General features: G+C 46.4%; 25 protein-coding genes. 23 read left to right on the forward strand and 2 right to left on the reverse strand.

The genetic code is table 11. From position 1 onward, the window contains the following. Nucleotides 1–26 precede the first annotated feature (26 nt). The 19 genes from NC99_RS02035 to NC99_RS02115 all read left to right on the forward strand — a co-directional run bounded on the left by NC99_RS02035 (nt 27) and on the right by NC99_RS02115 (nt 16,850). The gene (locus NC99_RS02035) at nt 27–470 is read left to right on the forward strand and encodes an alcohol dehydrogenase catalytic domain-containing protein (protein ID WP_053179334.1); all 444 of its coding nucleotides are present in this window, start codon (nt 27–29) and stop codon (nt 468–470) included. A gap of 18 nt (nt 471–488) precedes the next feature. Further along, nucleotides 489–1,031, forward strand: a complete 543-nt coding sequence (locus NC99_RS02040; protein WP_053179336.1) for an REP-associated tyrosine transposase — start codon at nt 489–491, stop codon at nt 1,029–1,031. Nucleotides 1,032–1,287: 256 nt separating this feature from the next. Beyond that, on the forward strand, nt 1,288–2,850 hold the full coding sequence (locus NC99_RS02045) for a carboxylesterase/lipase family protein (RefSeq protein WP_053179338.1): 1,563 nt from the start codon (nt 1,288–1,290) through the stop codon (nt 2,848–2,850). A 578-nt stretch (nt 2,851–3,428) separates the two neighbouring features. Beyond that, entirely contained in the window at nt 3,429–4,697 is a 1,269-nt protein-coding gene (locus NC99_RS02050; protein ID WP_157624366.1) for a hypothetical protein, read from the forward strand. 19 nt (nt 4,698–4,716) lie between these two features. Next, complete coding sequence (locus NC99_RS02055; RefSeq protein ID WP_053179342.1) at nt 4,717–6,030, forward strand: phenylacetate--CoA ligase family protein; 1,314 nt, start codon at nt 4,717–4,719, stop codon at nt 6,028–6,030. 11 nt (nt 6,031–6,041) lie between these two features. After that, nucleotides 6,042–6,473: a hypothetical protein gene (locus NC99_RS02060; RefSeq protein WP_053179344.1), complete on the forward strand. Its 432-nt coding sequence runs from the start codon at nt 6,042–6,044 to the stop codon at nt 6,471–6,473. Nucleotides 6,474–6,491: 18 nt separating this feature from the next. Beyond that, nucleotides 6,492–6,671: a symporter small accessory protein gene (locus NC99_RS02065; RefSeq protein WP_053179346.1), complete on the forward strand. Its 180-nt coding sequence runs from the start codon at nt 6,492–6,494 to the stop codon at nt 6,669–6,671. A 10-nt stretch (nt 6,672–6,681) separates the two neighbouring features. Then, on the forward strand, nt 6,682–8,286 hold the full coding sequence (locus tag NC99_RS02070) for a sodium:solute symporter family protein (RefSeq protein ID WP_053179348.1): 1,605 nt from the start codon (nt 6,682–6,684) through the stop codon (nt 8,284–8,286). Beyond that, nucleotides 8,283–9,581 (forward strand): phenylacetate--CoA ligase family protein, encoded by a 1,299-nt coding sequence (locus NC99_RS02075; protein ID WP_053179350.1) that lies wholly within the window; start codon nt 8,283–8,285, stop codon nt 9,579–9,581. The genes NC99_RS02070 and NC99_RS02075 overlap by 4 nt, the downstream gene beginning before the upstream one ends. Before the next feature lie 9 nt (nt 9,582–9,590). Next, a complete protein-coding gene (locus NC99_RS02080; protein WP_053179352.1) occupies nt 9,591–10,019 on the forward strand; it encodes an ACT domain-containing protein in 429 nt (142 codons plus the stop codon). Nucleotides 10,020–10,031: 12 nt separating this feature from the next. Then, nucleotides 10,032–10,175: a hypothetical protein gene (locus NC99_RS21795; RefSeq protein WP_157624368.1), complete on the forward strand. Its 144-nt coding sequence runs from the start codon at nt 10,032–10,034 to the stop codon at nt 10,173–10,175. A 168-nt stretch (nt 10,176–10,343) separates the two neighbouring features. Next, a complete protein-coding gene (locus NC99_RS02085; protein ID WP_053179354.1) occupies nt 10,344–11,183 on the forward strand; it encodes a prephenate dehydratase in 840 nt (279 codons plus the stop codon). Between the two features lie 90 nt (nt 11,184–11,273). After that, on the forward strand, nt 11,274–11,798 hold the full coding sequence (locus NC99_RS02090) for a flavodoxin (protein WP_053179355.1): 525 nt from the start codon (nt 11,274–11,276) through the stop codon (nt 11,796–11,798). Between the two features lie 304 nt (nt 11,799–12,102). Beyond that, complete coding sequence (locus tag NC99_RS02095) at nt 12,103–13,419, forward strand: aminotransferase class I/II-fold pyridoxal phosphate-dependent enzyme (protein ID WP_053179383.1); 1,317 nt, start codon at nt 12,103–12,105, stop codon at nt 13,417–13,419. Nucleotides 13,420–13,429: 10 nt separating this feature from the next. Next, nucleotides 13,430–13,996: a Crp/Fnr family transcriptional regulator gene (locus NC99_RS02100; RefSeq protein ID WP_053179357.1), complete on the forward strand. Its 567-nt coding sequence runs from the start codon at nt 13,430–13,432 to the stop codon at nt 13,994–13,996. A 134-nt stretch (nt 13,997–14,130) separates the two neighbouring features. Further along, on the forward strand, nt 14,131–14,355 hold the full coding sequence (locus tag NC99_RS21530) for a 4Fe-4S binding protein (RefSeq protein ID WP_082326261.1): 225 nt from the start codon (nt 14,131–14,133) through the stop codon (nt 14,353–14,355). Nucleotides 14,356–14,383: 28 nt separating this feature from the next. Next, on the forward strand, nt 14,384–15,478 hold the full coding sequence (locus NC99_RS02105) for a 3-methyl-2-oxobutanoate dehydrogenase subunit VorB (RefSeq protein WP_053179359.1): 1,095 nt from the start codon (nt 14,384–14,386) through the stop codon (nt 15,476–15,478). A gap of 4 nt (nt 15,479–15,482) precedes the next feature. Beyond that, nucleotides 15,483–16,280 carry a thiamine pyrophosphate-dependent enzyme gene (locus NC99_RS02110; RefSeq protein WP_053179361.1) on the forward strand — a complete coding sequence of 266 codons (798 nt, stop codon included), beginning with the start codon at nt 15,483–15,485 and terminating at the stop codon, nt 16,278–16,280. A gap of 12 nt (nt 16,281–16,292) precedes the next feature. Continuing rightward, nucleotides 16,293–16,850: a 2-oxoacid:acceptor oxidoreductase family protein gene (locus tag NC99_RS02115; protein WP_053179364.1), complete on the forward strand. Its 558-nt coding sequence runs from the start codon at nt 16,293–16,295 to the stop codon at nt 16,848–16,850. Between the two features lie 190 nt (nt 16,851–17,040). Here NC99_RS02115 and NC99_RS02120 read toward each other — a convergent pair whose 3' ends face one another. Then, the gene (locus NC99_RS02120) at nt 17,041–18,240 is read right to left on the reverse strand and encodes a saccharopine dehydrogenase family protein (RefSeq protein ID WP_053179366.1); all 1,200 of its coding nucleotides are present in this window, start codon (nt 18,238–18,240) and stop codon (nt 17,041–17,043) included. 188 nt (nt 18,241–18,428) lie between these two features. Here NC99_RS02120 and NC99_RS02125 point away from each other — a divergent pair, with 188 nt between their 5' ends. Further along, complete coding sequence (locus NC99_RS02125; RefSeq protein WP_053179368.1) at nt 18,429–19,142, forward strand: phosphoadenylyl-sulfate reductase; 714 nt, start codon at nt 18,429–18,431, stop codon at nt 19,140–19,142. Nucleotides 19,143–19,326: 184 nt separating this feature from the next. Here the strand turns inward: NC99_RS02125 and NC99_RS02130 are convergent, their stop codons facing one another. Continuing rightward, on the reverse strand, nt 19,327–19,701 hold the full coding sequence (locus NC99_RS02130; protein ID WP_053179370.1) for a YccF domain-containing protein: 375 nt from the start codon (nt 19,699–19,701) through the stop codon (nt 19,327–19,329). Nucleotides 19,702–19,938: 237 nt separating this feature from the next. On the opposite strand from NC99_RS02130, the gene NC99_RS02135 reads away from it, so the two are divergent. The 3 genes from NC99_RS02135 to NC99_RS02145 all read left to right on the forward strand — a co-directional run bounded on the left by NC99_RS02135 (nt 19,939) and on the right by NC99_RS02145 (nt 22,904). After that, nucleotides 19,939–20,988: a glycoside hydrolase family protein gene (locus tag NC99_RS02135; protein ID WP_053179373.1), complete on the forward strand. Its 1,050-nt coding sequence runs from the start codon at nt 19,939–19,941 to the stop codon at nt 20,986–20,988. Between the two features lie 246 nt (nt 20,989–21,234). After that, nucleotides 21,235–21,819 (forward strand): RNA polymerase sigma-70 factor, encoded by a 585-nt coding sequence (locus NC99_RS02140; RefSeq protein WP_082326262.1) that lies wholly within the window; start codon nt 21,235–21,237, stop codon nt 21,817–21,819. A gap of 83 nt (nt 21,820–21,902) precedes the next feature. Beyond that, nucleotides 21,903–22,904 carry a FecR family protein gene (locus tag NC99_RS02145; protein WP_053179377.1) on the forward strand — a complete coding sequence of 334 codons (1,002 nt, stop codon included), beginning with the start codon at nt 21,903–21,905 and terminating at the stop codon, nt 22,902–22,904. The last annotated feature ends 94 nt before the right edge of the window (nt 22,905–22,998 follow it).

The raw sequence follows: 22,998 nt of genomic DNA on the forward strand, positions 1-22,998 counted from the left end.
AACGGGAACAGTTTAAACGAATTAAAATGAAAGCAATTGGATTTAAAAAATCATTGGCGATTACAGAAAAGGAAAGTTTTATTGAATTTGAAACCGCAAAACCAACTCCCGAAGGATACGATTTGTTGGTAAAAATAGCGGCTATTTCGGTAAACCCGGTTGATTTTAAAGTCCGCCAAGCTGCTGCAAAAGATCAGGTTTTGGACAGCCCGAAAATAATTGGGTGGGACGCAGTGGGAACTGTTGAAGCGGTGGGCGGCCTTACTTCAAAGTTCAGAGTGGGCGACCAGGTGTATTACGCCGGAGACCTCACCTGCTCTTCGGAATATGCACCAACGTTAGCAAATGCAGGCTGGATCGGATTTGAAATCCTGCTCTTCGGAATATGTCAAAAGCTTGTAGTGGGCTGGATCGGATTTGGAATCCGATCCGTGTTGACCATGGATTTGCAATCCATAAAAGTTAAATAATTCATATTTTCACACGGCATGGGGACACACAATAAAATATCACGGGGATATACTTACTACCTAACATTGACGGTTGTGGAGTGGATCGATCTCTTCACCAGACCGGTTTACAAACACCTAATTGTTGATTCCTTGAACTATTGTATTGCCAACAAAGGTTTAAAGGTTTATTGCTGGTGCCTGATGTCAAATCATCTACATATGATTGCCGGGGCTGCAGATGAAGATGTTCTGTCAGATATCCTTCGCGATTTTAAGAAGTTTACAAGCAAGGCGCTTGTCGGCGCCATAAAAACAGAGCCTGAAAGCAGGCGTGACTGGTTGCTGAACTTATTTTGGTATGCCGGAAAGAACAATAAGAAGATAAAACATTACAAGGTATGGCAGGATGGGAATGATGCAAAGGAAATCCATATGACGGCGTTTCTGGAAGAAAAGATGGAGTATATCCACAACAACCCGGTCAAGGCCGAAATTGTCGCAAACACAGAAGAGTTTTTGTACAGTTCGGCCAGGGATTATGCGGGAGAAAAGGGCTTGGTCAATATTGAATTCGTATGACTGCGACTTGTTGGTTTAATAGGATTACAAATCCCAAGCTACAAGGTCAGGATTGCAAATCCTGACCAGCCGCTTTGAGCAATATTAGTGCAAATCCGGAGGAGCCAGGAAGGCTGGGGTGGTGATGCAGCTTGCCAGTGAGGGCTTCACTCCAAGTGAAACCCTCACTAATCAGCGAGAGATCAGCATAAAATGAGAAAAAATTAACTTTTAGGACTACTTTGAATAATATTGAAACATAAATAAAGAATAAACCATGAGACCAGTAGCACACCTTATTTTCTTTTTCCTGATTACAGCCGGATTATGCTTTACGGGTTGTAAGCCACAAACAAACAACAAGCAGGAGCCTGTTGTAAAAACCACCTATGGCGATATATCGGGCAGTATGAACGATAGTGTTTACGCCTTTAAGGGCATTCCCTATGCCAAGGCCGAACGGTTTATGCCTCCTCAGGAACCGGATGCCTGGGACGGAGTTCGCGAATGTACCGAGTTTGGCCCGGTAGCCCGACAAGTGGTACCCTGGTATCCCGATTCTGTTCAAAACGAAAACGAACTGTTTAGTGCCAATGTGTGGACACAGGGAATCGGGGATGGCAAAAAGCGCCCGGTCATGCTCTGGTTACATGGTGGTGGATTTCGTGTTGGCGCCAGCAACGATCCGATGACCTATGGCCAAGCATTGGCGAAAAAAGGCGATGTGGTGTTTGTATCCATCAATCACCGTTTGAACATTCTTGGTTTTCTCGACCTGTCGGCATGTGGCGATAAGTATGCAAAATCGGCCAACGTGGGTGTGCTCGACATTGTAAAAGCCCTGGAGTGGATTCAGAAAAATATTGAGCAGTTTGGTGGCAATCCGGCTGATGTAACCATTGTAGGCGAATCGGGAGGCGGTGGAAAAGTGGGTACCATCATGTGTATGCCGGCGGCAAAAGGTTTGTTTCACAAGGCCATTATTCAGAGCGGAACCTTGATCAATACCATGACGAAAGAGAAATCGCAAGCCCTGGGGTTAGCCGTGCTTGAAAATTTGGGACTTACACCCAACGAGGTTGAAAAACTGGATACGATCGCTTATAAAGACCTGGTTAAAGCCGGAAATGATGCCATTGCCAAAATATCGGGCCCGAGAAAACCGGGATCGCCAACCATGTTTGGCTTTGCCCCTTCGGCCGATGGCGATGTTTTACTTCAGCAACCTTTCAGCCCCGGATTTGCAGACATTTCAAAGGATATTCCGTTAATGATTGGCTCTACTCTGAACGAGCTGATGCCAACCGCTTATGGCGAAAAGGACCTGACTTTGGAAGCAGCAAAAGAACGTCTGGCAAAGGAATATGGCGACAAAACCGACGAATACATTTCGCTGTTCGCAGAGGCTTATCCCGATTATACACCTCAGGATTTGCTTTCTGTTGACAAGACTTTCAGGCCATTTACCATTCGAACTGCCGATGCACGGGCACAGGAAACTGATGCACCGCTGTATGTTTACTTTTTAGCCTGGAAAAGTGGTGTTGACAATGCTTCGAAAGGTTCGTTTCACGGACTGGACATTCCGCTGGCATTTAACACCGTTGACCTGAGGGCAGACTGGACTGGCAATACGGAAGAAGCCTGGAAGCTTGCCGACAAAATGAGCTCCGCATGGATAAACTTTGTAAAAACGGGCAATCCTAATGTTGAAGGTGTGCTGCCAACCTGGGAGGAATACACCCCGGAAAACGGTGCGACCATGTATTTCGATAACGAATGCAGCATTGTAAATAACCACGACCGAGAATTGATGAATTTCATTAAACCCATGGATTAGTCGGTCTGACAGGATGCCCACCTTTCGCCTTCAGCTAAACCGTCAGCGCAAAGGCTGCCTGACTTTTACCTGTCCGTGCGGTTTTTTTTGCTAGCCTCTACCCAGCGGGTGACTCCAGTCACCCGCTGAGTAATACCCGCTCTTGCCGAATTGGCGAAGGCGGTGCCTGGTACCCCGGAGCAGTCACTTGGATTGCAGCTTGCCGGTAAGAGCTTCCTACCCCGCCTTCACTCTTCTTGGCTGAACGACAATCATAGCAGATTCCAACTTCATTATTCAAAATGAATCTAAATTACCTGAATTTCAAATTATCAGAAACTTGGTCAGAAATTTTACAAATGCTTGTTTTTCGGCTTGTTTGCTTGATGGATCGTAATTTAATCGACTTGTTTTAAATGAATTGCCTTTTGTGTTTCGTTGATCGGACTGTGTTTTCTCTTATTTTTGATTCCCAATCAACCAAAATGACGCTGACGAACTTTCAGGATACCTTCCGTTACGGACTGTTTTTCGATCTGATAGCAAGCAGTTTGCCGAATTTTGTCGATTAAAAAATCAAAAACAAAGCCTTTAAATTGATGAGAAGATTTTTTGGAATGTTCTGCTTTGTTGGTCTCGCTCTTTCTGCAGCGGGGCAGCAAAATGATGATGGTAAATTAAGCGTTGACCTGTATGGATTTATCCGCAACGAAATTTTTATTGATTCCTACAAGGGATTGGATGCCGCCAATGAGTTGTTTTACGTGGTTCCGCTATATGTCGGGCAGGACGACAACGGAGCGGACATTAACGAGCAATACAGCTCCAACCTGTCGGCCATTGCTTCGCGGTTGGGGGTGAAGGTGGCGGGGCCGGAGATTTTTGGGGCTAAAACCAGTGGAACCATTGAGTTTGATTTTGGTGGAATTGTGAAAACCGAACCCACGCTTTTCCGAATCCGGCATGCCAACATGGTGTTTAATTGGGAGAAAAGCCGCTTGGTGGTGGGGCAAACCTGGCACCCGTTTTGGGGCGGCGGCGCTTTCCCGTCGGTGGCGGGCTTAAACACGGGTGCACCGTTTCAGGCTTTTAACCGTTCGCCTCAAATTCGTTACGATTTGTTGGCCGGCGATTGGACGGTTTCCGGGGCGGCCGTTTACGAAAATCAATACACTTCCAAATGTTTTGACGCCGGCAACTACAGCTCGCCAACACAGGCGCAGCGCAATGGGGTGATGCCCGAACTGGTGTGGTCGGCCGAATACAAAAAGGCGGGTTTCACCGTGGGTGCAGGTGCACAAATCAAACGGCTTAAACCCCGAATGACGGTTACCGGTTCAGCCGGGAAATTTAAGGCCGAAGAGTTTTTGGCCAGCACCGGTTTTATGGGCTACCTGAAACATGCCAGCGATCGGTTCACCATAACAGCTAAAGGTTACTACGGGCAGAATATGACGCACCTGACGCTTTTGGGAGGTTATGGCGTAGCGACCCGCAACGAAGCCACCGGCGAAGAAACCTACACCAATTATAATAACTACACCACCTTGCTGAACCTGGTTTATGGTCGCAAATGGCAAGCAGGCCTGATGCTGGGTTACGGCGAAAACCTGGGAACGGATGCTGCGCTGTATGATGATGGCAGCGGCACGGGTATCGTTACCGGACTGTTGCCTAATGTTCAGGACATGGCACGTGTAGCGCCAAATGTGGCACTAAACGTATCGAAGTTTCGGCTGGTTGTCGAGTATGAAATGACGACCGCCAATTACGGAACAGGCACCTTCGATTTTTCGGATGGCTTGTATGCCGATAAACACCGGGCAACAAATCACCGGTTTATTGCCATGATGATGTATTTCTTTTAATCGCTGAAAACCGAGACCGATGTATTGGGAAAGAGAATTTGAAACTTTAGAACGAAATAAGCTGAGAAGCTTGCAGCTCGAACGTTTAAAAAGAACGGTCAAGCAAGCGATTCAATCACCTTTCTACAAGGAATTATATCAGCGTAAGGGAATTTCGGCTGATCGCCTGAGACATGTTGAAGCCATTCGCGAGCTGCCTTTTACCACCAAGCAAGATTTGCGGGAGCATTTCCCCTATGGTTTTTTGAGTTTGCCGAAAAGAGATATTATCCGCCTGCACAGTTCAAGTGGAACAACCGGCAATCCCACCGTGATCTTCCACAACCGGCACGACATCAGCAGCTGGGCCAACCTCATGGCCCGTTCGCTTTATTGCGCCGGAGTTCGCGATACCGATGTGTTTCAGAATATTTGTGGCTATGGTTTGTTTACCGGAGGCCTGGGCTTTCAATATGGCATTGAGCGGCTGGGCTGTCTGAGTATTCCGGCCGGGGCGGGCAACAGCCTGCGGCAGATTAAGTTGATGCAAGACTATGGAACCACGGCCATTCATGCCATTCCCAGTTACCTGGGACGTTTATACGAAGTGTTTCAGGCTGAAGGACTGGATCCGCGAAAGGATACCGACCTGCGTTTGTTCGTCATTGGTGCCGAGCCGCACACCGAAGAACAGCGGCAGCGGATTGAAGACATGTTTGGCGTAAAAGCCTACAACTCCTTTGGCTTGTCGGAGATGAACGGGCCGGGCGTGGCTTTTGAGTGCACCGAACAGGCGGGTCTGCATATTTGGGAAGATGCCTTCTTGATCGAAATTATCGATCCGGAAACCCTGGAGCCGGTTCCCGATGGCGAATTTGGCGAACTGGTCATGACTACACTCGACCGCGAAGCCATGCCGCTGATTCGATACCGCACCCGCGATATCACCCGAATTATTCCCGGGGTATGCGCTTGCGGACGTACCCATGCCCGACTGGATCGGATTACTGGCCGCAGCGACGACATGTTTATTGTGAAAGGCTGCAATGTCTTTCCCATGCAAATCGAGGGGGTGCTGCTGAAGGTTCCGGAAGTGGGATCTGACTACCTCATCACCCTGGAACGAATCAATGGCGTGGACGAAATGATTGTTGAGGTGGAAGTGAAAAAAGACTGGTTCAATGGCGATATTGCCCGTTTGGATCGGCTGAGTAAGTTTATCACCCATCAAATCAGGGATGAAGTGCTGACCAAACCGATTGTCAGGCTGGTAGAGCCCGGCTCCATTCCCAAGTCGGCAGGTAAAGCCGTTCGCGTGTTGGATAAACGGGTTTTTGATTCAGTAAAACTTTAAACAGTTCAACCATGGCTTATCAGGTTTCTATTTTTCTTGAAAACAAAACCGGGCACTTTGAGCGGGTGACCCGGGTATTGAAAGACAATGGCATCAACATCCGCTCGATGACTTTGACACACACGGTGAGTGGTTGGGGTATTTTAAACCTGCTGGTCGATCAACCCGAGAAAGCCAACCAGGCTTTGCAGGAAAGCGGACTTTCGTCGGCTTTGCGCCGGATTTTGGCTTTTGGCATGGAAGATCATCCGGGTGGGCTGGACGATATTTTGCTGCAGTTGGCCCAGGCCGGTGTTAATTTCCTGAATGCTTACGGGCGGGTGCTCGAAAATGGCAAGCAAGCCTTGCTGATTGTGGATGTAGATGATTATGATTTGGCGCTGGAACAGGTTTCAAAAATCGATCTCTATCCGCTAAACGACGAAATGGTGTACGGAAACTAATCAATAAACAAAATACTTATGCTTGGAATTCATGATCCTTCAATTTACCTGGGCTATTTACTGGCCGTTTTAAGTTTGGTAGCTTGTGTTTGGTATGGTGCGAAAAACTGGAACAACGGGCAGGAACCCGATGAGGCTGAGCTTAAGGAAGACCTCGACTGGGAAGTTAAAGACGAACAATTGAAGGAACAACTTTAAAACGAAACTTATGAACACTTTTTCGCTGGGAGTGGTCGTCATTACTTATTTATTGGTGATTGCCTATCTGGGGTACGTCGGGTTTAAGAAGACCAAAACCGCCAAAGATTATCTGTTGGGAGGCCGCGAAATCCATCCGTTTGTCATGGCGGTTTCGTATGGCGCCACCTTCATTTCCACCTCGGCCATTATTGGTTTTGGAGGAATCGCGGGCGTGTATGGCATGGGACTGATCTGGCTAACCGTGCTGAATATTTTCATCGGAGTATTGATTGCTTTTGTTTTCTTCGGAAGACGAACCCGAAAAATGGGGCACAACCTGGATGCCCATACGTTTCCTGAGTTCCTGGGAAACCGCTTTCAGTCCAAAACCATTCAGATGATGAGTGGAGGAATTATTTTCGTAGCCATGCCCTTGTATGCCGCCGTGGTGCTGATCGGGGGCGCCCGCTTTATTGAGAGTATTTTTGAAATAGACTTTGGAATCGCGCTGACCTTCTTCTCGCTTATCATTGCGGCATATGTTATTGCCGGCGGGTTGAAGGGGGTGATGTACACTGATGCGCTTCAGGGAGGCATCATGTTTTTCAGTTTATTCTTCCTGCTTTTTATGACCTACATTAAATTGGGTGGCGTTTCGGGAGCCCACGAAGCTTTGGGGAACATGGCCAAGCTGGTTCCGGAAAGTCTGCAAGCCAAAGGACATCATGGCTGGACTGCCTTTCCCACGATGGGCTCATCCTGGTGGTGGATTCTGACCACCAATATCATTTTGGGCGTGGGGATTGGCGTACTGGCTCAACCCCAGTTGGTGGTTCGCTTTATGACCGTAAAAAGTAACCGCGAACTGAACCGCGCGGTGTTGATTGGCGGCGTGTTCATCTTTGTCGTTACCGGTTTTATTTATACTGTCGGCGCCTTATCCAATCTTTATTTTTACCGCGAAACCGGCAAGTTGGCCATCGAAATTGCTCAGGGGAATGTGGATCTGATCATTCCTGAATTTTTGAATGCTGCGATGCCCGAATGGTTTGTGTACCTGTTTATGCTGGCCCTCCTTTCAGCCGGAATGTCCACCTTAAGTTCGCAGTTTCATACCATGGGCACATCGATTGGACGCGATTTGTTCGAAAACCTTTTTCCACGTAAAGAGATGAACAGCATGTTGATTACCCGCGTGGGCATTGTGGTGGCCATTCTGATCAGCATTATTATTGGGTATCATTTGCCGATTGGTATTGTAGCTCGAGGTACCGCGATCTTCTTTGGCATTTGTGCCGCCGCCTTTTTACCCGCGTATTTTGCGGGCTTGTACTGGAAAGGGGCTACCCGCGCTGGCGCGATGTGGAGCATGGGTGCCGGCTTGTTGTCCAGCGCTTTCATGCTGGCGTTTATGCACCAGGCCGAGTCGGCACCACTGGGTATCAGCCAGGCTATTTTTGGAAAGGATTTTTTAGTCGGCCAATTCCCCTGGATGATTATTGACCCGATTATGATTGCCTTGCCATTTTCCATTCTGGTGTTGGTGGTGGTGAGTTCAATGACGCAAAAAGTTGAAGCAAAACATTTGGATGTCTGCATGAAAGGTGTCCGGCAAATAAGAACAGGATTATGATTTGGAATGAAAAAATAGAATGTGCCAGTCGCGACGAAATGAAAGCGCTGCAATCGGAGCGCCTGATCGACACGGTGCAGCGGATTTATCACAGCATCCCCAGCTACCGCAAAAAAATGCAGGAGGTGGGATTGGTGCCCGGCGATATCAAATCAATTGATGATTTGTCAAAATTACCGTTTACCACCAAACAGGACTTGCGGGATAATTACCCTTTTGGGATGTTTACCGTTCCCATGAGCGAGATTGTGCGTGTACATGCTTCATCGGGAACCACCGGAAAACCGACCGTTGTGGGCTACACCCGGAAGGATTTGAATACTTGGGCCGAAGTGGTCACCCGCACCTTGTGCATGGCCGGAGTTCACCGAAACGACATGGTGCAGATTGCTTATGGCTACGGCTTGTTTACCGGTGGTTTGGGCATGCACTACGGCTGCGAAAACCTGGGTGCCTCGGTCATTCCGATTTCAGGAGGAAATACCCAGAAGCAGTTGCAGCTGATGCAGGATTTTGGCACCAGCGTGATTGCCTGTACGCCTTCCTATTCGCTGTTTCTGGCGGAAGCGATGGAAGAAGCCGGCATTAAAAAAGAAGATCTGAACTTGCGGGTGGGTATTTTTGGAGCCGAACCGTGGACTGAAGAAATGCGCCGCGAAATTGAGTCGAAGCTGGGTCTGAAAGCCATCGATATTTATGGCTTAAGCGAAGTGATTGGGCCGGGCGTTTCGTGCGAGTGCGAGCACCAATGTGGCATGCACATCAACGAAGATCACTTTGTCCCTGAAATTATTCATCCCGAAACATTGGAGCCGATGCCCGCAGGAGAAGTTGGCGAGCTGGTTTTTACAACGGTGACGAAAGAAGGAATTCCAATTATTCGCTACCGCACGCGCGATTTAACCCGCCTGATTTACGACCAGTGTGCTTGTGGCAGAACCCTGGTGCGCATGGAAAAATGCAAAGGACGGAGCGATGATATGCTCATCATTCGCGGGGTCAATGTGTTTCCATCGCAAATTGAAAGTGTGCTGCTCGACATGAGCGAAACCGAGCCACATTATTTGCTAATTGTGGAGCGCGAAGGTAACTTAGACAGCTTGAAACTGATGGTGGAAGTGCAGGAGCAGTTTTTCTCCGACGAGGTGAAAAAACTGGAGGTGCTGCGGAAGAAAATTACGCACAACATTCAAAGCACGCTGGGCATTTCAGTACAGGTAAAGCTGGTGGAGCCGAAAACCATTGAACGCACAGCTGGTAAAGCCAAGCGGGTAATTGATAACCGAAAAATGTAGGAGGTTGATATGATTATAAAACAATTGTCTGTTTTTTTGGAAAACAAAAGCGGACGCTTAAATGAAGTTTCTCAATTGCTTGGTGATGCCGGAATCAACTTGTCGGCTTTAAGTGTGGCCGACACCTCAGAGTTTGGCATTCTTCGCCTCATTGCATCCGACCCCGATAAAGCTTACCAAGTGCTGAAAGCAGCTGACTTTTCAGTCAAACTAACCGATGTGGTTTGTCTCAACAGTCCGAATGTGCCCGGTGCCTTGGCAAAAGCCTTGAACATTTTGTCATCCGAAGAGGTCTTTATTGAGTATCTTTACGCGTTTTCGATGGATAAGCGGTCGGCCAACATTGTTTTGAAGCCGGATGATATCGAAAAATGTATCCAGGTTTTACAAAAACATCAGCTCGAACTGGTGAAAGCCAGCGATCTGTATAAAATTTAAGAGCATTTGATTATGCGAAAATTGAACACCAATGAAAAATTCATGATCGGTTTTATTCTGGTGTTGCTGTTGGCCATTGCCTTTACCTGGGAGGATTTTTTAAAACGTATAAAAGATGCCCTGGATCAGACAGCCACGGAGCAAGTTGAGGAGTAAGGACTTCATTCGTCAGATGGAAAAGCCTGGGAGGCTTTGAACGCGGAGATCTTCTTTTTTCGTTAATTCTTTTTTTGCTTTCGGCTGCCAGGAAAGGATATCAACGTGTTTTTACGTAAATTGTCCCGGCTTAAATCCTCCGGGATTTTTTAATCTTATAATGAAGCTATGAAGAAAATTGCTATTCAGGGAATCGCCGGTTCTTTTCACGAAGATGCTGCACGGAATTATTTTGGCGACGAGGAAATCGAAATTGTGGAGTGCCGGTCATTTCAGAGTGTCTGTGAATTGATTGATACCGATCAGGTTGACATTGCCGTCATGGCCATTGAAAATTCCATTGCCGGAAGTATCATTCAGAATTATTCGCTCATTCGCGATTATCACCTGCGGATTATCGGTGAAATTTATATCCATATTCAAATGAACTTGATGATGCTTCCGGGTGCCAAGCCTGAAGACATCAAAACCATTTACTCGCATCCCATTGCCATTCGCCAATGTGCCGAATACATTGAGAAGTACTTTCCCGAAGCGAAGATCAGGGAGAACCAGGACACCGCCGCTTCAGGAAAATTGCTGGTAGAGGAGAAACTGACGGATGCCGCGGCAATCGGGAACTTGCGTACCGCTGAAATTTACGGACTGAATGTGATCGACAAAGGCATCGAATCGAATAAAAAGAATTACACGCGTTTTTGGATCCTGTCCAAACATGCCAATCATGCCGAGGAGAATAACAAAGCATCGATTTGTTTTGAAGTGGGACACTACTATGGCGCATTGGCCAAAGTGCTGAATATCTTTGCAGAAAATAAAATCAACCTGAACAGAATTTTGTCGGTTCCCATTCTTGGCAAACCCAACGAATACACCATTCATGTTGATGTGGAGTGGGATACCACGGCAAATTACGAGCATGCCATTCATTTAATTTTGAAAAATGTCTCCAGTTTGTCTATTTTAGGCGAATATGTCCGGGGCGAACTCGAGATCCAGAATCAATAAAACCCCGATTCATTGGTGTTCCTGCCAGTGAGTGCCGGATAGAAAATAAAAAAAGAAACTGTTTCGTGACCTTTTAAAAAACCTTGAGATATGAGTAAAATAGGACTGTTTTTTGGACCCGAAAAAGGTTCCGTTCATCGTGCCGCAGAGAAAGTGGCTGCTGCTATTGGCGAAGATCAAGTTGATATGATTTCGGTAAATAACGCCACTGCCTCCGATCTGGAGAAATACGATAAAATCATTTTTGGAATTTCGACCGTTGGCAAAGAAACCTGGGATTCGGAATACTCCAATACCGATTGGGCCAAATTTTTTCCTGAAGTGAGCAAGGCCGCCTACAAAGGACAGGTCGTTGCCATTTTCGGGCTGGGTGACCACATTACTTATCCCGAGCATTTTGTGAATGCCATTGGTCGTTTGGCCAAAGAGCTGATGAAACAAAATGTCAAGCTGGTGGGGTCGGTTAGTCCCGAAGGTTACGAGTTTGACGATTCGGAAGCCCTGATTGACGGGCAGTTTGCCGGCTTGCCACTTGACGAGGATTTTGAGCCGGAACTGACCGACGAGCGGATTGCTGCCTGGCTCCAGTCGATTCAGCCCGATTTCGGATTCTAAGGCAAAAACATGATAAAATTCAGGTCGTCCAAAAGGCCTGAATTTCTTTTAATCTCGAAAGATTTATTTCAAAACGATATCAATTTTGTTCTTTCAATCAGTAAGTTATTTCGAATTGTAAAACCTGTTCTGTAATAGTTTTCAGATGCTTGGTAATTCGCGAATACTTTACTTTTTTTAATCAGAATTTCTGCCTGTTACAGCAAATTACTGAAGTGATTTTTGATTGGAGTTTGACCTTTTTTCAGCCAAAGCACCTTCGGTTGTGTCCCGTACAGCAGAATTCGGTCAACACAAAAAAACGATGAAAAAAACACCAATCAATCAACAACTTGTTGATCAGAATATCGCCAAACTCCGGATCGATCATATTGGGCAAGCTTCCATTCGCGAAATAGTCGCCTTGGTTAATTTAGTAGAAGAGGCGGGTAGTGAGAAATTTATCCGTATGGAAATGGGCGTTCCTGGCCTGCCGCCCGCCCAGGTGGGCACCGAAGCCGAAATTGAAGCCCTTCGGTCCGGTGTCGCTTCCAAATATCCGATGATGGATGGCATCAAGCCGCTGAAGCAGGAAGCATCGCGTTTCATCAAACTTTTTATGGATGTGGATGTCAGTCCTGCTGGCTGTATTCCAACCGTAGGCTCCATGCAGGGAACCTATGCCGCCTTATTGGTGGCATCGAATGTTGATGCGAAAAAGGACACCGCCCTGTTTATCGATCCGGGCTTTCCGGTTCAAAAACAGCAAATGCTGGTCATGGGCCATCAATACGAAACATTTGACGTATTCAACCACCGGGGTGCCAAGTTGCGCGAAAAACTGGAGGGCTTTCTTGCCAAAGGGAATATCAACTCCATTATTTATTCGAACCCCAATAACCCCAGCTGGATTTGTTTCACCGAGGAAGAGTTGCAGATTATTGGCGAACTGGCCAACAAGTATGATGTGATTGTGATGGAAGATCTGGCTTATTTTGGCATGGATTTCCGCAAGGATTTGTACACGCCGGGCAAGCCACCTTACCAGCCAACCGTGGCCCGTTACACCAACAACTATGTGCTGTTTGTATCGAGCTCGAAAATATTTTCATACGCCGGACAGCGTTGCGGCATGATGATCATTTCAGATAGCCTGTTTAATCGTGATTACGACAATCTGAAAATCCGTTTCAAAAGCAACACCTTTGGAAACGCCATTGTGTTGCGGGCTTTGTACACGTTGTCATCCGGAACCAGCCATTCGGCCCAGTATGCCCTGGCGGCCATGTTTAAAGCCGCCAGCGATGGCCAGTTCAACTTCATCAACGATGTGAAAGAATACAGCGAGAAGGCCAAAATCATGAAATCGATTTTTCTGAAGCATGGCTTCTACATTGTATATGAAAAAGATGGCGACGAATTGGTGGGCGATGGCTTTTATTTCACCATTGCTTACCCGAACATGACCGGCGAAGAGTTACTGGCCAATTTGCTGTACTACGGCGTGAGTGCCATTACGCTGAAAAACACGGGAAGTGAAAAAGAAGGATTGCGGGCCTGTGTGTCGCATGTGCAACGCAGCCAATTTGATGATTTGGATAAACGACTGGAGCAGTTTGCAACTGATTTTCCGGTGAACTAATTGATAAGAAATGAGTGGCTATTCAAGCAAAATATTTGATCATTCGACTTTGAACCAGTTGAAGAAATATTTTGCGAAGCAAGCGCCCATTTCAGTAAAAAAAGGGGAAACCTTCCTGGCTTATGGCGAGCCCAATCAAAAATTGGGAATTTTGCTGGACGGCTTGATGTATGCTACTTATGTGTCCGAAAACGGGCAGGAGTGGATCTCCCGGTTCTTCTACACACCCGACAATGCCATTGTCAGTAGTCATGATTCGTTTTTGTCGGGTGACAACTCGGTTGAAGCCATTCGGGCATACGAAGATTCCCTACTCATTTTTATTACAAAAACGGAATTTGACCAGATGCTGGCGTCCAGCAGTGAGCTACAGGCGCTGGTGAGACGTATGGCCGAAGAAAGCTATGTGAATGCCATGAAGCGGGTGCATATGCTGCAATCACTCACCGCATCGCAGCGAGTCAAGCGGTTTGTCAAAGAACATGGCGATTTGGTTTCCAGGGTGCAGCGGCAACACATTGCTTCGTACCTGGGCATTCATCGGAATATATTCACGCGAATATTGAACAAAATATAGAGGATTAAATATGCAACTTTTGTTGCAGGCAGAGAAGCGTTGATACTATAGATTTGTATGGCCAGATGGAGTTTGATGCAAGAGGTCAGAATCCGGGGCTTTGAAGACTTAAGAAATTTATAAAAAACAAAACCATGGCAAAAGTAGTAGGAGCAGTTGTTGTTGACACCGAGGAATGTAAAGGTTGTGGCCTTTGCGTTGTCGCTTGTCCGCAGCAGGTTTTAGGACAAAACAAACAGGTCAATAGCCGGGGATATCATTATTCATTTATGGAAAATCCCGAAGCATGTATTGGCTGTTCAAACTGCGCAGTCGTTTGTCCGGATACCTGTATTACAGTTTACCGCGTAAAGATCTAATTGCTGTTAACATTAAAAGATTCAATAGATGGGAGATTTAAGATTAATGAAAGGGAACGAAGTCATTGCTGAAGCAGCTATTCGCTGTGGTTGCGATGGTTACTTCGGATACCCGATCACCCCACAGTCAGAGGTGATGGAAACGCTCATGGCCCGTGAACCCTGGGACGAAACCGGCATGGTGGTATTACAGGCCGAAAGCGAAGTGGCTTCGATTAATATGGTTTACGGAGCAGCCGGCTCGGGAAAGAAAGTCATGACCTCGTCGTCAAGCCCCGGAATTAGCTTAATGGCTGAAGGAATTTCCTACATTGCCGGAGCTGAGTTGCCCTGTTTAATTGTGAATGTGCAGCGTGGCGGCCCGGGATTGGGAACCATTCAGCCCTCGCAAGCTGATTATTTCCAGTCAACTAAAGGAGGCGGACATGGCGACTACCGGCTGATTGTGCTGGCTCCTTCTTCGGTGCAGGAAATGAATGATTTTGTTGACCTTGGCTTTGAACTGGCCTACAAATATCGTAATCCGGCCATGATTTTGACCGATGGCGCCATCGGGCAGATGATGGAAAAAGTGGTGCTGAGCGAGTACAAACCGCGAATGACTTCCGAAGAAATTAATGACAAATATGGAAGCTGGGCGACCAATGGGAAAAAGCCAAACCGCGACTACAATATCATCACATCGCTGGAAATGGACTCCGCAAAAATGGAAAGCAATAACCTGCGTTTTCAAGAAAAATATAAGCAGATGGAAGAGGAAGAAGTTCGCTACGAAACCTTTCAGTGCGACGATGCCGAGTACATTCTGGTGGCTTTTGGTTCGTCGGCTCGAATCTGCCAAAAGTCGGTTGATCTGGCGCGTGCCAAAGGCTTGAAAGTTGGTTTGCTGCGGCCCATCACCCTGTACCCGTTCCCCAAAAAGCCCATTGCCGAACTGGCAAAAAAAGTAAAAGGCTTTTTGACTGTTGAAATGAATGCCGGACAAATGGTGGAAGACGTTCAGTTGGCTGCCGGATGTGGAAATAGTTCGGTACCTGTAAAATACTTTGGCCGGATGGGGGGAATTATCCCAACGCCGGGCGAGGTAGTAGAAGCATTGGAACAAAAACTTATTGAAGCTTGAAAAGATGGACGTAAAAGATATTATCAAACCCGAAAACCTGGTTTATCAAAAACCAAAACTACTGACCGACAAAACCATGCATTACTGCCCCGGCTGTACGCATGGTGTGGTGCATCGTTTGGTGGCCGAAGTAATTGAGGATTTGGACATTCAGGAGAAAACGATTGGCGTTTCGCCGGTTGGTTGTTCTGTATTTGCCTACAATTACATTGACATTGACTGGCAGGAAGCTGCCCATGGACGTGCTCCGGCAGTGGCTACCGGCATTGCGCGGGTGAACGAGGACAAGGTGGTGTTTACCTACCAGGGCGATGGCGATTTGGCATCGATTGGAACAGCCGAAATTTTGCATGCATGCAATCGTGGCGAAAATATCGTCGTTATTTTCATCAACAATGCCATCTATGGAATGACGGGTGGACAAATGGCACCAACCACCTTGCTCGGGCAAGTGACGGCTACCACACCCTGCGGACGCGATTTAGAGCGCAATGGTTATCCGCTGAAGATTACCGAACTGATTGCCCAGCTGCCGGGAACTTCGTACGTGACACGGCAGTCGGCACATACACCGGCAACAGCACGTAAATGTCGCAAAGCCATCAAAAAAGCCTTTCAGAATGCCATCGACAAAAAAGGAACTTCCTTTGTCGAAGTGGTGTCGACCTGTAACTCAGGCTGGCGTTTGAGCCCGGTGGATGCCAATATTTGGATGGAAGAGAACATGTTCCCCTTCTTTCCGATGGGAGATATGAAAGATGGCGAGCGCGATGCGCCTGATGCCTATTTAAAAAAGAACTAAAAAACTGAAATCATGACTGAAGAAATCATTATCGCCGGATTTGGTGGGCAGGGAGTGCTTTCCATGGGTAAAATATTGGCCTATTCGGGTGTGATGCAAGATCAGGAAGTGACCTGGTTTCCATCGTACGGCCCCGAGATGCGAGGCGGAACAGCCAATGTTTCGGTGATCATTAGCGATACGCGAATCAGCTCGCCCATTCTACACGAATTTGATACGGCCATCATCCTGAACCAGCAATCGATGGATAAATTTGAGAAGACGGTAAAACCCGGTGGCGTCCTGCTGTACGATCCCAATGGTATTGTGAATCCGCCTACCCGGACCGATATTAACATCTACAAGATTGAAGGAACCAAGATTGCCGCTGACCTGGGCAATGTAAAAACCTTTAACATGGTGGTGTTGGGCGCCTATTTGAAAGCCAAACCCATTGTTAAGATGGAAAGCATCCGCAAGGGACTGGAGAAATCGCTTCCCGAGCGCCATCACAAGCTCATTCCACTAAACCTCGAAGCTATTGAAGCCGGACAAGAAAAGCTGGAAGCAGTAAATGAAGTTTCCGTATAGCAGGGAGCGTTCACTTCGAATAGTCATCCGATGAATATGTCTGCAAGTTGCGGTGATGTTTCCCCCCGTTTAAATCAGTTAATGATGGATTCATCGGATGACTAAAATCAGCAGAAATTGACTGGTAAAAAATAAAGAGGCTGTCCCCATTGAAAAGGACAGCCTCTTTGCTATTCTGGTACTTCCGTATTTAATACTCCATTTCCAGATTTGTGTCGTGAATTTCGTGCCAAGGCAGGCCATGTTCGTTCAACGCTTCCATAAATGGATCCGGATCGAATTCTTCTACGTTGAATACACCTTCTTTTTTCCACAAGCCTTTCAGGTACATCATGGCACCAATCATGGCCGGAACACCGGTGGTGTAGCTCACCGCCTGCGTGCCGGTTTCGGCATAAGCCACTTCGTGGTCGCAGTTGTTGTACACGTAGTAAGTTTTTTCCTTGCCATCCTTCAGCCCTTTAATGCGGCAACCGATGGAAGTTTGTCCCTTGTAGTTTTCGCCCAGGTCGCCGGGGTTGGGTAGTACAGCCTTCAAAAACTGGATTGGAACAATTTCACGTCCTTCATACATCACCGGTTCAATGCCGGCCATGCCAATATTTTGAATTACCCGCAAGTGAGTCAGGTATTCCTGTCCAAAGGTCATCCAAAAACGGGCTTGCTTAATGGTTGGGAAATTTTTTACCAACGATTCCAGTTCTTCGTGATAAATCAGGTACGATTCCTTCGGCCCGATATGGGGGTAGTTCAATGGTTTGTGAATTTCGTGTGGCTCGGTTTCCACCCACTGGCCATCTTTCCAGAATTTGCCTCGCTGCGTCACCTCGCGGATATTAATCTCCGGGTTGAAGTTCGTCGCAAAGGCTTTTCCGTGGTCGCCGGCGTTGCAGTCAACAATGTCGAGATACTGAATTTCATCGAAATGATGCTTGGCTGCATAAGCCGTGAAAATGCTGGTGACGCCAGGGTCAAAGCCACAGCCCAGGATGGCGGTGATTCCCGCTTCCTTGAAGCGGTTTTGATAGGCCCACTGCCATTTGTATTCGAATTTTGCTTCTTCCTTGGGTTCGTAGTTGGCCGTGTCCAGGTAGCTCACTTCCGTTTCCAGGCAGGCATCCATAATGGGCAGATCCTGGTAGGGAAGGGCCACATTGACCACCAGGTCAGGTTTAAAACTCCGGATCAATTCAACCAGCTGGGGCACGTTTTCCGCGTCCACCTGCGCTGTTTTGATGCGGTTACCACCAATTTTATCTGCTATTTCATCACACTTGGCCTTGGTTCTGCTGGCCAGCATGATTTCAGTAAAAACTTCAGGAAGCGCAGCCATTTTATGAGCTACAACGGTTCCTACGCCACCTGCGCCAATGATCAATACTTTTCCCATGAATGTTATCTTTTTTGCATGAATTTATTTGTTCCAAAGGAACTAAATTTTTTATTATCAGTAAAACACTTTCTTTGCTTGTTCATCGTGTCTGAGTCTTTTTATTGAATCAACACAAGTTTGATCATCTTGTTTGAAAATGATTATTTTTGTGACTTATTATTGAAAATAAACGAAAGGGAAATCAAATGGTTACTATAGAAACAGCAGCGCAGCTTAATGCCGAATTTAAGGAAAATGAAATTGTGAATGTCTTAAAAAACCTGGCCGATAGGTTCGAAGGGAAAGTGGTGTTTACCACCAGTTTTGGGATTGAAGACCAGGTGATCACCGACTACATTTTCAAAAACGACATCCCGATCAAGGTCGTGACCTTAGATACAGGGCGCTTGTTCGAAGAAACCTACAAAGTATATAACCGCACGCTTGAAAAATACCAAAAGCCCATTCAGCCCATGTATCCCAATCAGGAGGAGCTGGAAAAGTTTGTTGGCGAGAAGGGTCCCAACAGCTTTTATCTCTCGGTCGAAAACCGGAAAGCCTGCTGCCACATCCGCAAGGTTGAGCCTTTGGGCCGTGCTTTGAAAGGCATGGAATGTTGGATTACCGGTATCCGGGCATCTCAGTCGAATAATCGCGAAGATATGCAGTTGTTTGAGTGGGATGGCGGACACGAAATTGTGAAATACAACCCCTTGCGCGACTGGAGCCTGGAAGATTGCCGTGAGTATGTCAAGGACAACCAGGTGCCCTACAATGTGCTACACGATCGTGGCTTTGTTAGCATTGGCTGTGCGCCCTGTACACGAGCTATTCAGCCGGGCGAGGATTTCCGCGCCGGACGTTGGTGGTGGGAGAGCAACTCGAAAAAAGAGTGCGGATTACATACACACGAAAAATAAAAAAAGAGGATCCGTGCTTGATTGCGAGCCAGCGGTCATTCATGGTCATTGGTTGTTTTTAGGTTGTATTGAAACAATTAATGACAATAAAATGACGATCAATGACAATAATTGGCGACTGCGACAGAACAAACAGAGATGTAATCGGGCAGTTTTAATATTCTTCAGCTGAGCCGAACGCCGGTTAGCAGTCAACAATCCGTCGGCCAAAAGGTGTCAGGGCCAGGCTCACCAGTTTGAAATGCTGTTTGGCAAACGGAATCCCAATGATGGTAATGGCAAACAGGAGGCCAAAAGCAAGGTGGCTCAGCGCAATTAAAATACCACCAAACACCAGCCAAAGCAGGTTCATAATGGTCGAGAGGCATCCGGGTGCGTAGTTCATGTATTCAATGCGCTTGCCAAAAGGCCATAAGGCCATCTGCGCCATTTTAATACTTTGCAGTCCGAATGGAATTCCAACAATGGTCAGGCAAAGCAAGATGCCGCCGATCAGGTATTCCAAAAAAATAAAGAAGCCGCCAAATAGGACCCAAATCACGTTTCCCAATGTGTTCATCTGTTCAGTTTGAATGAGTGAATTTTAACCAAAACGAAAGTAGGATTTTTTGTTTGCATTGGTTCCCAATTTTCGGTGAACTATTAAATTTTCGGGGTGAATACTGCCATGCAAGCCTTTCGCATAGTTTTTTTGGACAGTTAATTTGTAAGTCAGTTGAGTTTCATATCCAGAAGCCAATTTCCTGATGAACCTCAAACCCTTTTTGCTGTTCCTTAGAGATGAAAAGCTAAAAACATGAGAAAACTACTGATACTATCGGCCTTTTTCGCCATCGTTTCCTGTCACTTAAAGACTGCGGAGGATCCGGTAAATACAGCCGAAGGCATTCCCGCCGAACAAATTTCCATTGGAGGAGTTCTGGCCGAATCAGTGCCAGATGGTGCTGCGCACAAAACGACTGCGAGTGATCAACCATCAATGTACATCGACGACATTGGGCGGTTGGGCAAGCAGCTGGAGCAACTGAAGGCACAACGAAAGGAATTGGAAACGGATTCAGACCTGTCCAAGGCGTGGGAATTTCTGAATGAGCAAGTATTGAAACACTTGGAAGCTTTGTCTACAGCCGATTTTAATGCATGGGTAGCCCTAAACGACAGCCTGTTGAAATATACCGAAGAGGTTCGTTTTGCCGATGCGTTGGAGCGGATGGCCTATAATCCGGTTGGGGAAAACCAGCTTCAGGAAGATCAAATTAAATCGGTATTTTACACCCGTTTGTACGATCGTATTTATTTCAATTTATACGGAAGTTCAAGTTTGCAATACGAGCATACTACGGGTGGTGTGGTCCGCTTGGTGCAGGAAACAAATTATCCGTTTGACGGAGTAATTACCTTAAAGGTAGAGCTGCAGGATACCCGCTACCTGGATTTTTATTTTCGGATTCCGGAATGGGCTAACCGGGCAAGCGTGACCTGCAAAGGGGTGAAATATCCGGTTGAGCCTGGAGAGTTTACCGAAATTGCGAAGAAATGGAAAAATGGAGAAGAGGTTGAAATCATCCTTGGGATGCGCCCCACGGTTTTGGAGCGAGAAGAAGCCGGTCCTGCTTTCGCGCTCACTTATGGCTCCTTGTTTTTGAGCTATCCCAGCCCTGAAGATGAATCTTTGGCCTTCGCCGGAAGTGATCCCATTCAGTACCTCAATTTTGTATCTCCGGCCGGGAAAATGCCAACTTTCACCTTTTCGGGAATTCAGGATACAAGCTTGGTGTTGCAGCCGTATTTTGCTGAAGACACAGATACGCTGAAACGTACGGCGTGGATTCGAACGGCAAATTGAGCGGTCAGGCCAGGGCAAGGAACCAATTGTATGCCTGCGCCGGCTATGAATTGGCTTCAAAAAATAGCAGTCATGAAGAGGTCATTTGTAGTCATTGAATGGGGAGAAAAAAACAAAAAATGGCTACGAATGACAAAAAATGACCATCAATAACTTGAATTTGCTGTCCGGTAAAAATAAGTTTCAACATTAATGGGACACTTAAATTCTTCTATCTTTGCCTGAAACCAACTAAATTGTTTTTGCGTGAGAATCTCCCCTGAGATACAAGATCAAGAACTGATACCCTTGTTGCGGGAAGGATCGAAAGATGCTTTTCGGATTTTGTATGATCGCTATGGAATGAAGATTCATCGCTTTGCCTTGAGCTACTTGAAGTCAGATTACGATGCGGAAGAACTGGTGCAAGACGTCTTTTTGAAGTTGTGGATCAAGCGGGATTTTCTGAATGTTTCCGGAAACATCCGGGCTTACCTCTATAAAGTGGCCGTCAACAGTATTTACGATTTTATCCGAAAGAAAAATCTAGAACTGGCTTTCCAGGAATTTGCCAACGGCCAACCCGATGATAACGATAGCACTTGGGACGAAGTGGTGTACAACGATTTGGCAGCGCAACTCAACCAGCTGATGGCTGAAATGCCCGAGCAGCGCCGGAAAATATTTAAATTGAGCAAAGAAAAAGGGCTGAGCAATGACGAAATTGCGGAAAGCCTTGGTTTATCCAAACGCACGGTTGAGAATCAAATCTATCGGGCCACTGCTTTTTTGAAAGATAAGCTGAAACGAAATTCAGTTTTATCCCTGCTTTTCTTTTACCTTTTCTGTTAAACGTATTTTTTTTAGATTTTTTTTTCGTGTTCGTGAGTATTCGAAGCTGTTCGTTCGTACTACATGAAAATAGAACAGGAAGAATGGGCGATTCGTTGAATAGAAAATTGGGGCAGTTAAGAACTGAAACGGCATCTGAAAAAGAGCGCAGGGAATTGTTGGCGCTGTTTCATCGGGAAGAGTTGGAGTACGATGTCAAAATGGAGTTGTATCGGCAACTCGATAAAATGCCGAACGGAAGTTGGGAGAATGAAAAAGGCAAACAAGGATTTGAGCGCTTCTGGAAGAAGATCGAAACGCCGGGCACCTCCGGCAAAAACAGCAAAATTATTCCTTTAAGACATTGGTTTGCGGCGGCTGCAATTTTGCTTGTTGGCTTGCTCATTGGAAACCTGATTCAACGGAGTGATTTTGAATCGATTTCTGAACCCGTTTACTACACCTCTAAAGCTCCTAAAGGATCAATCTCCGAAATGATTCTGCCCGACGGCACCATCATCTTTTTAAACTCCGGTTCTGAGATCAAATACAAATCGGATATGAACGACAAAACCCGTGAGGTTTACCTGACGGGTGAAGCTTGGTTTGACGTTCAAAAATCACAGGATATTCCTTTCTTGGTTCACACGGCCCAATATGCTGTTCGGGTGTTGGGAACCGAGTTCAATGTAAAAGCTTATGCCGATGATCAGGAAGTGGTGACGACCCTCGAAAAGGGAAGTATTCAAATCCAGTCGACCAAAAATTTCATGCTGAAACAAGACTTGCAGCTTGTTCCAGGAGAACAGTTGGTGTACCATAAAACCAATAAAACCCTTCAGATTAAACAGGTTAAGCCCGGCCTTTTTTCTTCGTGGAAAGACAATAAACTCATCTTCATCAATATGAATTTGGGTGAGTTAATCACATTGCTCGAACGTAAATACGGCGTTGAGATCACGGTTCAGGATACAAGATTGTTGAATCATCATTATGACGGAACAATTAAAAATGAGACCATTATTGAGGTGTTGGACATTTTGCAAGCCACACTTCCAATTAATTATAGCATCAAAGATCAGGAAGTCATTATCACAAAAAAATAAAATAGGAGGATGCCTATGTGAACACAAATGAACCTAAACTAAAAGCCGGCAGATGCTGTCACATCCAACCGGCCTGTAAGTTAATAACCAGGTG

This window comes from Sunxiuqinia dokdonensis (assembly GCF_001270965.1).
GTDB classification, from domain to species: domain Bacteria; phylum Bacteroidota; class Bacteroidia; order Bacteroidales; family Prolixibacteraceae; genus Sunxiuqinia; species Sunxiuqinia dokdonensis.

Excerpts from the sequence above, each read along its gene's own strand:
- NC99_RS02035 (WP_053179334.1), top strand. The coding sequence starts at position 27 with ATGAAAGCAATTGGATTTAAAAAATCATTGGCGATTACAGAAAAGGAA.
- NC99_RS02040 (WP_053179336.1), top strand. The coding sequence starts at position 489 with ATGGGGACACACAATAAAATATCACGGGGATATACTTACTACCTAACA.
- NC99_RS02045 (WP_053179338.1), top strand. The coding sequence starts at position 1,288 with ATGAGACCAGTAGCACACCTTATTTTCTTTTTCCTGATTACAGCCGGA.
- NC99_RS02050 (WP_157624366.1), top strand. The coding sequence starts at position 3,429 with ATGAGAAGATTTTTTGGAATGTTCTGCTTTGTTGGTCTCGCTCTTTCT.
- NC99_RS02055 (WP_053179342.1), top strand. The coding sequence starts at position 4,717 with ATGTATTGGGAAAGAGAATTTGAAACTTTAGAACGAAATAAGCTGAGA.
- NC99_RS02060 (WP_053179344.1), top strand. The coding sequence starts at position 6,042 with ATGGCTTATCAGGTTTCTATTTTTCTTGAAAACAAAACCGGGCACTTT.
- NC99_RS02065 (WP_053179346.1), top strand. The coding sequence starts at position 6,492 with ATGCTTGGAATTCATGATCCTTCAATTTACCTGGGCTATTTACTGGCC.
- NC99_RS02070 (WP_053179348.1), top strand. The coding sequence starts at position 6,682 with ATGAACACTTTTTCGCTGGGAGTGGTCGTCATTACTTATTTATTGGTG.
- NC99_RS02075 (WP_053179350.1), top strand. The coding sequence starts at position 8,283 with ATGATTTGGAATGAAAAAATAGAATGTGCCAGTCGCGACGAAATGAAA.
- NC99_RS02080 (WP_053179352.1), top strand. The coding sequence starts at position 9,591 with ATGATTATAAAACAATTGTCTGTTTTTTTGGAAAACAAAAGCGGACGC.
- NC99_RS21795 (WP_157624368.1), top strand. The coding sequence starts at position 10,032 with ATGCGAAAATTGAACACCAATGAAAAATTCATGATCGGTTTTATTCTG.
- NC99_RS02085 (WP_053179354.1), top strand. The coding sequence starts at position 10,344 with ATGAAGAAAATTGCTATTCAGGGAATCGCCGGTTCTTTTCACGAAGAT.
- NC99_RS02090 (WP_053179355.1), top strand. The coding sequence starts at position 11,274 with ATGAGTAAAATAGGACTGTTTTTTGGACCCGAAAAAGGTTCCGTTCAT.
- NC99_RS02095 (WP_053179383.1), top strand. The coding sequence starts at position 12,103 with ATGAAAAAAACACCAATCAATCAACAACTTGTTGATCAGAATATCGCC.
- NC99_RS02100 (WP_053179357.1), top strand. The coding sequence starts at position 13,430 with ATGAGTGGCTATTCAAGCAAAATATTTGATCATTCGACTTTGAACCAG.
- NC99_RS21530 (WP_082326261.1), top strand. The coding sequence starts at position 14,131 with ATGGCAAAAGTAGTAGGAGCAGTTGTTGTTGACACCGAGGAATGTAAA.
- NC99_RS02105 (WP_053179359.1), top strand. The coding sequence starts at position 14,384 with ATGGGAGATTTAAGATTAATGAAAGGGAACGAAGTCATTGCTGAAGCA.
- NC99_RS02110 (WP_053179361.1), top strand. The coding sequence starts at position 15,483 with ATGGACGTAAAAGATATTATCAAACCCGAAAACCTGGTTTATCAAAAA.
- NC99_RS02115 (WP_053179364.1), top strand. The coding sequence starts at position 16,293 with ATGACTGAAGAAATCATTATCGCCGGATTTGGTGGGCAGGGAGTGCTT.
- NC99_RS02120 (WP_053179366.1), bottom strand. The coding sequence starts at position 18,240 with ATGGGAAAAGTATTGATCATTGGCGCAGGTGGCGTAGGAACCGTTGTA.
- NC99_RS02125 (WP_053179368.1), top strand. The coding sequence starts at position 18,429 with ATGGTTACTATAGAAACAGCAGCGCAGCTTAATGCCGAATTTAAGGAA.
- NC99_RS02130 (WP_053179370.1), bottom strand. The coding sequence starts at position 19,701 with ATGAACACATTGGGAAACGTGATTTGGGTCCTATTTGGCGGCTTCTTT.
- NC99_RS02135 (WP_053179373.1), top strand. The coding sequence starts at position 19,939 with ATGAGAAAACTACTGATACTATCGGCCTTTTTCGCCATCGTTTCCTGT.
- NC99_RS02145 (WP_053179377.1), top strand. The coding sequence starts at position 21,903 with ATGGGCGATTCGTTGAATAGAAAATTGGGGCAGTTAAGAACTGAAACG.